This window comes from Rickettsiales bacterium (assembly GCA_029252805.1).
Classification (GTDB): domain Bacteria; phylum Pseudomonadota; class Alphaproteobacteria; order Rickettsiales; family JALZUV01; genus JALZUV01.
Window position 1 is genome coordinate 34856 of the sequence record JAQXAR010000046.1, and the last position, 13355, is coordinate 48210.

Here is a 13355-nt window from a genome sequence, read left to right on the forward strand (position 1 = left end):
TCACCTTCCCACCAGAGTGTGTGCCCGGCGGCTCATTTCGCCCGCCAGAATCGCGGCGGCGGCGTCTTTCGTCAGGCAGTGAACCTTCATCTGCCCTTCCACAATATCCATCGTTACAGTGCCGGGCGTCAACGTGATGGCATTGCCCAAAATAGCCTGCCCCACCGGATCATCCGGAGTATCCTTAAGTTTCACAACAGTCGGGCTGATAGGCAAACTCGGGCTCAACACAATGCGTGATACATCTAGACTCGAAATGACAATTTCCTTGAGCAACCATATCCAGTAGCGTGGGAGTCGCGGCCCTAAATGCAAGGAAAACACCCCTTTATCAAAAAAGCCGATCCGGCTGGCCACAATAAGCACCAATACGCAAGAGAAAGCCCCTAGCCCAAGCAATAATGGCTTGTAAATGCCAGACCATAAAAGCCATGAGACAGCTAACAATATTAGCAGGCCTAACATTTTTGGTAAATTACTCTTCACGTATCCCTCAAGTTTTTGACATCCAGTATCACCTCATCACATAAAATAGAGAGTGCAGATATATCGTGCCAATCATTTATGATTGTAGCTTGTGATCGCTCAAATCTATTACGAACATCATTATGGGCACCCCTTCATTACGTCAATTAGAATATCTTCTCATACCTTAGGAGGAGTTCATTTTCCGTAAGGTCGCCGCACGAGTTCATGTAAATCAGCCCACACTTAGTGGCCTAAAACGTCACCATCTTTTTACGAGTCTCATCCCACAGAGCCAGAGAAAAACATTTCCTGCTTTCCCACAAAGTCAGACTATTAGCATCCTGCAATGCCGGCGTTTCATTATAACATTTAACAAGGTTATAATTAGGCACTTTTGCAGAGAGATGATGGATGTGGTGGTAGCCAATATTCCCCGTCAACCAATGTAGAATTTTGGGCAAGTCATAAAATAAAGAGCCCTTGATAGCAGCATCATAATAGTCCCACTCACCATCATTGCGCTCCCAATAGACATCTTCAAACTGATGCTGCACATAAAACATCCACGTCCCAAGCGAGGAAGCCACGAAAATGATTGGCAAATAGAGCTTAAAGAAAGGCGCTGCCCCCATCAATGCGACGAAAGACACAATAAACAAAACGATGAATAGGTTAGTCGACATAACACTGATCCATGAGCTAAGGCGCTTGGATCTATAAAATACAAACCGCTGCTTTATAGTAAAATGATAGAATGCACCTAACGTAAATAGGAAGAAAGGATTGCGGTAAATCCTATAAAAGAACTTATTCACCTCGCTCTGACTCTCATATTCAGCAACGGTCCAAGTGGTGACATCCCCGACCCCTCTATTATCTAAATTGCCGCAAGTCGCGTGATGCCTTTTATGCTCTTTTGCCCATTGCGCGTAGGGAGTGATCGTCAGCACAGACAGCATTCTACCCAAGATATTATTGGCTTTCTGATTTTTAAAGAATGAGCCATGCCCGCAATCATGCTGCAGGACAAATATCTTCACCAGTAGTGTTCCAGCAATAACGGATAAACCGAGGGTTACGATATAGTAGTTTTCTGCCGTCAGATGCATGGCATAGCATATGGCAGAGAATACAACCAATGTATAAAACAGCTGCAAAAGGCCTTTTTGGGTGCTCGATTGCTTATAAGGATCAACTATTTTTTCCCAATAAGCTTGAGGTGATAGTGCGTCTTCCATTCGTTCCCCTAAGAATTATTTTCCAGGAATGCTTATACCCTAATAAAAACACTTTTTGAAACATTAGAATTCGATAATGCGAGCTCAAAACGCTCTTTAATAACAAAAAATGTTCCTCATAGTAGTTTTTCCTCACAAACTTCTCGTAATGCACTTCGAGAAGCGTGATCCACTAAACTAAATATTCGGTCAATTTTGTCTTTATCCTTAGAGGGCTGGTGGCCCTTCACCTTTATAAACTGACAATTCAGCTGATCTGTCAGCCGATAGAACTCTTGATATAGCTCAGAGTTATTGAGCCGCCGCCCCTTACTTGAAAAATAATCATTGCGTTCAAGTTGTGCTCGCCTCTGGGGCAGTCCAATAATATTTTGCGAATCAGTATAGGCCATTAAGACTCGCTCGCGGCTCTTGGCCAAAGCACTCACTTCACCCAACGCCCACAGCAATGTTTGTAATTCCAGTTTCGTCGAACTCGTTTGCTCAAAACGCTTTACTGCTACGCTCTCTTTGAGGGATTCCGTAGGCACCTCTAGATCAGTCACTATAAGCATAGCACCATAGCCGACCTTCGATTGAGTCTTCACACTACCATCAGTAAAAATATGCACCTGTGGCATTAAGCCGCTTCACCATAGTGCAGTATCACATCCAACAATGGCTGCCCGTAGCGCTTTAGCTTGGTTTCTCCGATGCCACTAATATCCAACATACCCTCTAAGGTATCAGGTTTCTGCTGCGCCAATTCAACCAGCGTCTTATCATGAAAAATAACATAGGCGGGAACTTTTTTAGTTTTCGCCAATACCCCGCGAGCCGCCTTTAATTGCTCATAAAGCGCTTGATCTGCTTCACTGGCCAAGCCCGCCGCCGCCGTTGATTTACGGTTGCTACGCTCGAGTTTCTGTGTCGTCGCAGTTTTAACATGATGTCGCATCGGCAGCGCGGGCTTACCTTTTAAAAAAGCCCACCCCTTGTCGGTAATATGCAAACCACCGTAGCCGTCAGCCTTAGGGGCCAGTAAATTACTTGCGACCAACTGGCGGAAAATATTTTGCCATTCGGATTTGCTAAGCTCCGTGCCAATACCATAAGTGGTGATTTGGTCATGGCTGAAGTTGCGGATACGCTCAGTATTCGCGCCCAGCAGCACATCGATAAGATAGGCAACCCCAAAGCGCTCCTCCGTACGGTAAACACAGGAGATGGCTTTTTGTGCTGGCACGCAAGCATCGAAAGTTTCTGGCGGGTGCTCACACGTATCGCAATAACCGCAGGGCTCGCAGCTATCGTCAAAATAGTTCAGCAACACCTGACGGCGACAGGTCGCCGTTTCGCACAAGCCCAGCAGAGCGCCGAGCTTTTGGTTTTGGATGCGCTTTTGCTCGTCAGGCGCGTCGGAGGTTTCTATCCACTGGCGCTGCATGGCCGCATCTTCCATACCGTAAACCATGAAGGCGTTTGACGGCAGACCATCGCGGCCGGCACGTCCGGTTTCCTGATAATAAGCTTCGATATTTTTGGGAATATTCATATGCACCACAAAGCGCACATCAGGCTTATCGATCCCCATACCAAAAGCAATGGTCGCCACCATGATGATCTGTTCGCCTTGTAAAAACTGGCGTTGATTTGTCGCACGCACTTCGCTTGACAAGCCTGCATGATAAGGCAATGCATTCACGCCTTGATCGCGTAGCCATACGGCCATCTCATCCACTTTTTTTCGCGAGATACAATAGATAATCCCGCACTCGTCTTTGTGTTTTTCCTGAATGAATTTCCACACTTGTTGCTTAGGCGAGTTACGCAGCGCGATGGTGTAATGGATATTTGGCCGGTCGAACCCGCTGACAAAAGTACGTCCCTTTTCGAGCACTAAACGTTCGACAATATCTTTGCGAGTCGGCGCATCTGCTGTCGCGGTCAGCGCGATACGTGGCACACCAGGAAAACGCTCAGCCAGCAGCGATAACGCCGCATAATCCGGACGGAAATCGTGCCCCCATTGTGAGACACAATGCGCTTCATCAATCGCAAAAAGCGCGAGGTTACATTGCCCCAACAGATTCAAGAAATCGGGCATCATCAGCCGCTCAGGCGCGACATATAACATATCCAACGAGCCCTCCAGCATTTGCTGGCGTATCGCTGCGATCTGCCCTGAATCCATAGACGAATTCATCGCGCCGGCTTTGATATCCAGTTGTTCCAATGCTGAAATTTGATCCTGCATCAGCGCGATCAAGGGTGAAACCACAATTGCCATACCATCACGGCACAGCGCGGGGATTTGGTAACATAACGATTTACCGCTACCAGTTGGCATCAGCACAAAGGCATCGCCCCCGCCAATAACATGATCGATGATCTCTGCTTGAGATCCTCGAAATGCGTCATAGCCATAGGAATCGCGCAATATTGAGAGAGGAGTTCGCAGTGTCATGAGTGCTTTCGTTGCTGTAATTGAGGCGCCACAATAGAGCTGTTGTAAGAAGCGCTCAAGGCTTTTAAGCGCCAATATTGCACCAGAATGAGATTTGGCAAGAAATCTACGATTCGAGACAAATAGGTCATTTCGCACACCACTGATCCCTAACGGTGCAACGGTTATCGCCTCAAATACCCCCCACTGTCACAAAACCTTCACATTACCCACTCAACACAAACCACCCAAGATACTGATATATAGCAATTATTTATCAACAATTTTAGCTAAATCCCACCCAATCGTTAATCGTTATTAACCCTACTCCTTCATAATGAAAGGAGATGAAAAACACGATTAGATACCGCGCTCAAACCAAAGCAAAATACGCCCTTCTTTTAGGGGTCTTTTTGCTGGTGCCCCTCATTTCATTTCAGGCACATGCAGCCTCACTGAACTTGTTCAGTAGCTCCAGCACCAAATCCACCGATCTCAGCGCCTTCGCCAAATGGACTCGGGTTGTGCAGCAAGGCCAAGTAAGCTCCGCTCAAGACTGGCCATCTCTGTTGAGCCACCCTACCCGTTCCAATCAGGTTCAAACCCTCAAAGCCATCAATCAGCAGGTCAATAGCTACCGCTACATCGAAGATAAAGATGGCTGGAAAACCCCTGATTACTGGGCAACACCAGATCAGTTCTTCAAAAAAGGCGGCGGCGATTGCGAAGATTACGCTATAGTAAAATACATGGCACTCAAAGCGCTGGGCTGGAATCCGAACAATATGCGTATTGTGGTTTTACAAGATATCAAACTGAACCAACTCCATTCCGTGCTGGCGGTAAACTTCAATGGGGAAACCTATATTCTCGACAATCAGTTGAGTTATCTCGCGAGTGACCGTGATATCCGACACTATGTTCCTATCTACTCTATTAATGAACATGCTTGGTGGCGGCACCACCCCTCACGCAAGGCCTAATTCACCAATAATAACACAAGTATTGGAAATATAACAATTTTCGTAGAATAATATCGCTCATTATTTGACTTTTGAGCATGCTCCTGATAGCCGTGCGGTGAAATCACAGGAGTCTTTCGAGCCATGTTTAAACTTTTATCATCTACCGCCGCCGCTATCACGCTATGCGCCCTCGCTTCCACAAGTTATGCGCAAGTCATCCCTCGCACCGTTGAGCCAGGGAAAATTGGGCAGCGTTATCAGATAGAAAGCCGTCCTACCGTCACGGGCGAACCTCTCATTCAAATTAAAGACCGTAAAGGACAAAAGCGTCTTTCCGGTGGTACGAGCTTCATGATGGAAGCCGTCTCGTTTGAGGGCAATGAAGCGATTTGCGACGACAGACTTAAAGAAGAATTCGGCGATCGCTTCGGTCAAGACATTACCTTAAGTGGATTACAAACATTGGTCGATGACGTCACCGCTTATTACCGCAACGAAGGCTTCATTCTTTCACGTGCCATTCTGCCCCAACAACGCATCGGTGATGGTGTCGTGAAGATTAAACTCATTGAGGGTTATATTAACGACGTCACCTTCACAGGTGACATCTCTAAAGGCAGCCTTGCTGAAGAATATGCCGATAAACTCCGCTCAAAAGCGTTAAATGTGAATGACCTAGAACGCTACCTTCTGCTCATGGATGATCTTTCTGGCATGACAGCCCGTGCGACCCTAAGCGCCGCTCCTTCTGGCGTGGGTGGCTCTGATATGGCCGTCTCACTGACACAAAAAACCTACAGCTTCCGCGCCAATGTTAATAATCGCGGCAGCCGCTATTTGGGCCCAGCTCAAGGTGATCTATCCGTTCAGAGTCATAACTTGATTGGTCAACATGAGACGATTGGTATTCGCACGATTCAAACCCTTAACCTAGATGAACTGGCTTATTACGAGGCATCTTACTCTCAGCCTGTTGGTAGCGAAGGCACCGTGGTTCGCGGGCTCATTAACTATACTGACACAGAGCCTGGCAACGCCCTCGCTCCCCTACGCCTTCAAGGTGATAGCGTAACGGCTCGTTTGGATGCGACCCATCCCTTCATCCGTTCACGTCGCGAGAACCTGTTAGGGACGATCGCCTTTACGTACCGTAATGCGAAGTCCGATACGTTTGGACTATCTATCTTTGAAGATCGTGTCCGCACGCTATCGGGGCGCTTGGCTTATGACTTTTTGGATAACCTAAAAGGCATCAACCAACTCGCCGCTGGCGTCACTCATGGCGTGGATATTTTTGGCGCTAATGATGCCAATGACCTTATCTCACGTGCTAACGCAGATTCGAGCTTCACGAAATTCAATTTCGATGTCCAGCGCTTACAGTCTATTTACGGCCCCTTTGCGGCACAGGTAACTGCTGCGGGACAGTTCTCGCTTGATCCACTCCATGCCTCTGAAGAATTTTCTGTTGGTAGCACACCACTTGGTAGCGCTTACGATCCGTCAGAGCTAAGTGGCGATAACGGTTTCGGCGTGCGCGGCGAGCTGCATTATAATGCAGATTACAGCAATCAGTGGATCAATAATTATCAGCTCTATAGTTTTTATGATTACGGTAAAGTATGGAATCGCAGTATTATTGCTGGCGAAGATGATGCCGCCTCGCTCGCATCAGCCGGTTTGGGCGTTCGCGCCGGGCTTTTGGATAATCTGCGTGGTGACATAGAGCTTGCTATGCCACTTACCAAGCGTGTTGCCGCAGAAAACACCAAAGGTGATGATACCCGTATCTTCTTTAACCTGACCTACAATCGCTAACAAAGGTTAATAAATGGTTAATCTTCTGCTGGATTTCTAGCGGGAGTTGCTGTATTAAACTCTCAAAATAAGTCTAAATTCTAGCACATCGAGGGTATTTAAATGCAGGGTATTACATTTCCAACAATTGGCAAAAATCGTTTCGGATCTCACCTAAAGACGTCAACATGTATGACAGCGATTGCTGTAGGTATCGCCATGAGCGCAGGTACTGCTAATGCTCTACCCCAAGGTGCAACCGTGGCTCATGGCGATGTATCGCTGCAGCAAACCGGTACTGACCTCAATATCCACCAGCGCAGTGATACGGCCATCATTAACTGGCAGAATTTTGATATCGCCAAAGGTGAGGCAACTCACTTTCAACAGCCTGATGCCAATAGTATTGCTCTAAACCGTGTCACAGATTCGACCGCTCCCTCGAAAATCTTTGGCACACTCAGCGCCACCGGACGCTTGGTACTCGTAAACCCTAACGGCGTCTTCTTCGGCGCTGATTCACGCGTCAATGTCGGCGGGCTCATTGCCACCAGCGCGAATATTTCTGACGATAACTTCAAAGCCGGAAATCTAAACTTTGATCAAGCCGGCAATGCCGATGCTAGTATCGTTAACCAAGGCACCATTACGGCCAAAGAAGGCGGCCTTGTCGCGCTTGTAGCGCCTGGCGTTGAAAATAGCGGCGTGATCCGCGCGAACGCCGGCACCGTTGCTCTAGGCACAGGCGAAACTGTTGCCTTTGACTTTTTCGGGGATGAACTTGTCAGCTTCGCGGTTAAAGGGGAAGCAAGCACCGGTATTAAAAACTCAGGCACCCTATCTGCCAATGGCGGAACCGTTTACATGACCGCAGATGCTGCCAGCAAAGTCGTCGATGAAGTCATCAACACGACTGGCGTGATTGAAGCCACCAGCATTCGCAAAAAAGGCGGCGTGATTATTCTAGGTGGTGATGGCCATGTTAAAGTCAGCGGCAAAGTCAATATTTCCGGCAAAGGCGTTGGCCAAACAGGCGGTACCGCAACCATTACCGGTAAAGGCGTTCACCTAGCAGCCGCAGAGATAGATGCTTCCGGTTATGCTGGCGGGGGCGATATCTTCATCGGTGGCAGCAAGCATGGCGACGGCACTGTCGTTTCAGCAGGTACTACCGTGGTCGATAGAAATTCCAGCCTGATTGCCGATGGCATCAATGGCGGCAATGGTGGCAACGTGATCTTATGGTCTGAAAAAGCGACTCACTTCACCGGCAACATCAGCGCTAAAGGCGCAAACAATGGTGGCTTTGCCGAAGTTTCCAGCCGCGGCCTATTGGGCTTTTATGGCGCAGTCGACCTCAAAGGCCTCAAAGGCACAGGCGGTACGTTACTACTCGACCCTGAAAATGTGATCATCGATGCGACGACCACAGCGGATGCCGAACTAACCGCCGATGGTTTAATCAATACCGCAGATGGTGCAGGCACCACCTTCCGTATTTCTACAGGTGCCGTTGAAACCGCACTCAATAACTTCGCCAATGTGGTGATTGAGGCGTTGAACATCATCAATGTTAAAGCAGATATCGATGTCTCCACCGATGTAGCCGCGCTTGGCAACTCACTCACCCTGCAAGCCGATAGAATTTTGCTCAATGCAAAAATTAAACTCAATGACGGTAACCTGTCGCTTCTAGGCCGCCTCATTAATGTGAACTCGCTGACTGATCTTGGCGAAGGCGTCTTCCGTGCCCTTGGCATTGACGGCGCGAGTCATGCAGAGCGTGTCACCGTCGCCGATACAGGTTCGATCATCACCGATACAACCGGTGGCGTTATCGGTGCCGAAATTAAAACCAAAGATGCTATCATCAACGGTACGATCCACACCAATGCCGATCTTATCGTTAATGCCAGCAACAACATCACCATCCGTGGCGCGGTGCGAGCCGATGATGATATGACTTTAACCGCGGGCAATAATGTTTCAATCCAAGCCGCTCTAACAGGCGGCCCCGGCGCGATTGATGATTTAATCATCAATGCAACAAAATCCCTGACCGTCACCGATACAGGCAGCATCAGCACAGCTGGAAATATCCGCCTCGGTGCCACCAATATCAACCTTGCAGGTAACACAACTGCCGGCGCACAACTTACGATGCAAGCCAGCAAGCGCCTGACTTTAGAAGGCCTACTAAGCGGCACCATCCTTGGCTCGACCTCAGGCGGTGCGGCAGATGAAATTTCAACCGCACCGATCGTCACCGTCAATAGTAATAATGTTAATTTGCAAACAGCCCTTGATATTGTCAATACGGGTGGCCGCATGACCTTAGGCAACACCACCTTTACGCAAGGCGGCTTAGTACTGGATCGCGATGTTGATATTTCCGGCTCTGGTAAAGACACAACCAAGTTAGATGCTAGCGGCTCGGATCAAGGAATTACCCTTAAAGCCGGTGCGGACAATGTCGTATTGAGTAACTTCACCATTGAAGGCGCCAAGAAACAAGGTATTCAGATCAAAGACGAGAATAAAGGAATTTCCAACCTTACTCTCAACGCAATGGGTGTGACGAAAAGTGGCACCTTCGGCGTACGCCTGAATAAGAAAACATCCCTTGATGGCCTAACGATTCGCAACTCTAATATTTCTGACAATAAGGATTCGGGTATCCGACTTGAAGCCACCAACAAGAATACCGTTGCCAATGTGCGTATCCTAGATAATGACATTAAAGGTAATACGAAGTTCGGTATCAATGTAACAGCAACTGCGGCCTCCCCTATCGCGCTTGTTCGTATTACGGGCAACCGCTTCGCCGGAAACAGTGCGGTGGCTTTGTCTGAGAACATCACACTACGCCCCGCTTCGGGTCCAGCGCATACCTTACCTGACGATTCGGCAGCTGCTTTGGAAGATTTAGTCAAAGACAATACCTTCGAAAACCTTGTTTACACCACCGGACCTGCCGGCGAGTGGCGCCGCAGCGGTGCGCAATTTATTCTAAATTCGAAAATCGCAGACGGTCTAGCGCTGGCACAAGCCGGTGATACCGTAAATGTCGGCGATGGAACATATGAAGAAAACGTCACCATCAACAAGAACCTCACGCTCAATTCTCTCAACGGCAAGGCCACCACTACCATTGATGCCAATGGTGGCACCGGTATCCTCATTGATGGCGTAACCGAAGGCACCGTCGATATAAACGGCTTTACCTTCACCGATTCAGACATCGGTATCCACGCCACTGCCAATAACACCATGGGTTTGCTAAACCTACGCAACAACTGCTTTAACGACTACCGTACCAACGGTATTTTCGTAACCGGCGATGCGACGACAGGCAGCAATATTGACCATGTTAGTATTTTAGACTCACGTTTTGAGGGTAACATTACCAATGCGGCCAATGGCGGGCGTGGTGATATCAATCTATTCTTCTTCAACAATAACGCTACCTTGCGCAACCTTATACTGCGCGGCACGACCGCTTTAAATGCGGCTGACACCGAAGGTGCACGTTACGGTATCCAGCTTCGCGGCGCCGATAGCGGTGACTTTAGTACGCCAAATGCAGCCGCCGGAAATCTCATCTTTGATAATGTCAATGTCAGCGGGGATTACCAAGTCGCCATGATTGCTATTCAAGGCTATCAAGGCCTGCCATCGCTCAGCATGACCGACGTGAACTTGGGCAGTACTCTTGTTGTTCCTGCCATCGCAAAAGGACGGGTCAGAAGCTCTCACATTGGCCAATGGTGGGGTGCTGCCCTACGCCTCGTCAATATCGCAGGCAATGAAAACCAAACCATCTCTTTAGGTAACACCACCTTCAACGGCGTTAAAACCGCTTTTGACCAGCCAGGTTTTGCCAAAGCAGGTGACCCTACTTACGAAATTCTTATCAGTGCGGCGGGTGCCGGCAATGGCTTCACTCGCATTATGGGTGAAGGCACAAGATTCTTCGGTTCAGCCATTGGCGATTTGACAGACGCACAACGTTTCAAACTACGGACTGTGATTTCAGATGCGCAGATTCAGAACGTTTTCCGTGGAGTATTCGTCCCTGTTGTACGTGGCTATGTTGACTTTGGTGCAGTGAAATATGTGGCCAACAAGGGCGGTTCATACCCTGTAGCAGATGCAAGTTACTTCCATTCAATCCAGAACACGATTGACCATGGCGCGCGCGAAGGCGATACCGTGAAGCTTGAAAGTGGCTTATGGAACCAAGGCGCCTACATCCATAAAAACATTACGCTGACCGGCGCAACCAACAATCGCTTTGATACCGTTCTGCTCCCGACAGATCTCAGTCGCTTACCGGAAGGGTTTATCGAAAGCTTTGATGATAACTTCACCGCTCGTCCGATCATTCAGGTGCAAGGCACCAATGCAACCATCACAAACCTAAGCGTTGATGGTGGGTTCCTAGGCAACCGCCGTGATGTGAAAATAGGCAGCCGGGGATATACTCCATGGGAACGTGCAGTCGGTATTGGCTTTAAGAATGCCGGTGGCACAGTCGATAATGTCGGCGTGTATAACATTCGTAACGGTGTGAATATGCTACCCGAATTTGCTGTTCGTGACGCTGCACCGAAAGGTGCGACGCCTCAAGGTATCGGCATCCTAGCAGATAGCGCCATCATTAAGCGCCGTATCAAGGAAGTCGTTGATTTTAATGCCTTAGACGCAGATCCGGTCAAAGTCAACATGGATGAGATAGAAGAAAAAGGTTTCAACCTTGAAATCAAGAACTCTGAAATTGCAGGCTTTGAGCGCACCGGTATTCGTGCTCATGGCAGCGACCTCACCGTCAACATCAACAACGATACCATCACAGGCGGTCAATTCTTCTTCGGTGCTCCAAAAGAGGAGAAGAAAGCAATCCGATTGGACGTACGTCGCGATGTGCAAAACCCAACAGGCCCTCAGCGCGGGATTGTCTTGTCAGGTAATGTGGCCGGTAGCGTCACTCAAAACCTGATTGAGAAGGTCAATAGCAAAGGCTCACGTGCCGTTATCGTGCAGAATGTAGCACCAGGCTTTACGATCTCTGACAACACCGTCACCGGCGGCTTTAGCGACGATATCCCTACAATGGCTTTACTCGACATTGAGGTTGAGGAAGTAAAGGTGATAGAGGAAAAGAAACAACTGCCTACCTTTAACCCAGACACAACAGGCTTCCTTGTTCAAGATAATGTGATGCTCTCTGGTAATCAGGTATCAGGCTTTAAACGTGGCACCGATGTTAAAAAGGGGCACGCCGTGATTATGGGCGACACGTACACCGATAATAAAACAGGCATTCGGGTGCGCAATAAAGGCTTTGCAACGTTACAGGATAACACCGTCAGCGGTGGTGATGTTGGCTTGCTCGTTACGGGCAAAAAAGCAGCCGTTGTCTTTGCCGATAAATCCACCGGTTCGTCTTTCAGCGATTATGAAAAATTCGCGATTAAGTTGGAAAATGGCGCGATGGATGATCTCGATATTGATGGCCGTTCGGTCACCTTTAACGGCAGAACGGGAGCCGCTCTGGGTGCTTTTGGTGAAACGGAAGTATGGGATGAGAATGACAATGTTAAAGTCGGCGATGTCATCTTCTTGACGGCTGGGGGGACCCCGACCACTCCTACTCCTCCCGTTACACCAGAAGAGCCAGAAACCACTTCAGGTGGCGACGGTGACACTGGAACCGATACCGGCACTGGATCAGGCGGCGATGGCGGGAGCGGTGGCGAAACCACAGAAACCAGCACCTCACCCGATGGCAGCACTCAGGCATTGAACGAGTTTAACGACACCCGTTATTCCGGTCTCCTAACTGCATTATTCTCTTACTTTGGGAAAACCCTTGGCCAAGGCGAAAGCTTCACGGGCAATCTGGATCTAAGCTTATTCTTCGGTAACACTAATGGCGGCACTAATTTCGCCAACCTAACACCTGAACAATTAGCAGGCTTAACCCCTGCCGCCGGTGGCAATTCAGGCCTACCAACGGGTCCGGATGAATGCCTAAATAGCTACCTTCAATCCGGTCACAGCGATACGTTTGACTCAAGCAAGTGTGGCGCAGAGTAGATACACGATACGGTACCCTTCTCTCCTTTTCATGACCTAGCCATCAGGGGAGAAGGGTAAGTCCAATTGTCACGAAACTGTAACAGACACCCCCCTCATTTAAGCTTATACTCTATCCATCTATTTCGCATTTCTTTTGAATTGTATACAGGCTTGTGCCTCTTGTATTGTCCCCTTTCAGGACTGATCTAGATACTTAATGGCGCATTTCTATTTTTTTTGAAATTTATTTATCACCTAAAATAAAAAAATTAGGGGCTGACACCTAATAATATTCTTTGAGCAACTTTTTCAGGTCTGCCAGTAAGTCACTTGGTGTGCCCATATTAAACCTCCACTCACATTCTTTCAAGAACAGATTAA

At 48.4% G+C, this 13355-nt stretch carries 7 protein-coding genes; 3 read left to right on the forward strand and 4 right to left on the reverse strand.

Annotated elements, in window-relative coordinates; genetic code table 11:
• From P8P30_09195 to recQ, 4 genes are all read right to left on the reverse strand, one after another.
• The gene (locus P8P30_09195) at window positions 1–465 is read right to left on the reverse strand and encodes a Na+/H+ antiporter subunit E (GenBank protein MDG1287720.1); all 465 of its coding nucleotides are present in this window, start codon (window positions 463–465) and stop codon (window positions 1–3) included.
• Window positions 466–719: 254 nt separating this feature from the next.
• A complete protein-coding gene (locus P8P30_09200) occupies window positions 720–1706 on the reverse strand; it encodes a fatty acid desaturase (GenBank protein MDG1287721.1) in 987 nt (328 codons plus the stop codon).
• A 116-nt stretch (window positions 1707–1822) separates the two neighbouring features.
• On the reverse strand, window positions 1823–2326 hold the full coding sequence (locus P8P30_09205) for a hypothetical protein (protein MDG1287722.1): 504 nt from the start codon (window positions 2324–2326) through the stop codon (window positions 1823–1825).
• Window positions 2326–4152 carry a DNA helicase RecQ gene (gene recQ / locus P8P30_09210; GenBank protein ID MDG1287723.1) on the reverse strand — a complete coding sequence of 609 codons (1827 nt, stop codon included), beginning with the start codon at window positions 4150–4152 and terminating at the stop codon, window positions 2326–2328. The genes P8P30_09205 and recQ overlap by 1 nt, the downstream gene beginning before the upstream one ends.
• 326 nt (window positions 4153–4478) lie before the next feature.
• On the opposite strand from recQ, the gene P8P30_09215 reads away from it, so the two are divergent.
• The 3 genes from P8P30_09215 (at window position 4479) to P8P30_09225 (ending at window position 12992) form a co-directional block, all read left to right on the forward strand.
• A complete protein-coding gene (locus P8P30_09215; protein ID MDG1287724.1) occupies window positions 4479–5114 on the forward strand; it encodes a transglutaminase-like cysteine peptidase in 636 nt (211 codons plus the stop codon).
• Window positions 5115–5237: 123 nt separating this feature from the next.
• The gene (locus tag P8P30_09220; GenBank protein MDG1287725.1) at window positions 5238–6914 is read left to right on the forward strand and encodes a ShlB/FhaC/HecB family hemolysin secretion/activation protein; all 1677 of its coding nucleotides are present in this window, start codon (window positions 5238–5240) and stop codon (window positions 6912–6914) included.
• A 171-nt stretch (window positions 6915–7085) separates the two neighbouring features.
• Window positions 7086–12992: a filamentous hemagglutinin N-terminal domain-containing protein gene (locus tag P8P30_09225; protein MDG1287726.1), complete on the forward strand. Its 5907-nt coding sequence runs from the start codon at window positions 7086–7088 to the stop codon at window positions 12990–12992.
• The last annotated feature ends 363 nt before the right edge of the window (window positions 12993–13355 follow it).

Excerpts from the sequence above, each read along its gene's own strand:
- P8P30_09195 (MDG1287720.1), bottom strand. The coding sequence starts at position 465 with ATGTTAGGCCTGCTAATATTGTTAGCTGTCTCATGGCTTTTATGGTCT.
- P8P30_09200 (MDG1287721.1), bottom strand. The coding sequence starts at position 1,706 with ATGGAAGACGCACTATCACCTCAAGCTTATTGGGAAAAAATAGTTGAT.
- P8P30_09205 (MDG1287722.1), bottom strand. The coding sequence starts at position 2,326 with ATGCCACAGGTGCATATTTTTACTGATGGTAGTGTGAAGACTCAATCG.
- recQ (MDG1287723.1), bottom strand. The coding sequence starts at position 4,152 with ATGACACTGCGAACTCCTCTCTCAATATTGCGCGATTCCTATGGCTAT.
- P8P30_09215 (MDG1287724.1), top strand. The coding sequence starts at position 4,479 with ATGAAAAACACGATTAGATACCGCGCTCAAACCAAAGCAAAATACGCC.
- P8P30_09220 (MDG1287725.1), top strand. The coding sequence starts at position 5,238 with ATGTTTAAACTTTTATCATCTACCGCCGCCGCTATCACGCTATGCGCC.
- P8P30_09225 (MDG1287726.1), top strand. The coding sequence starts at position 7,086 with ATGACAGCGATTGCTGTAGGTATCGCCATGAGCGCAGGTACTGCTAAT.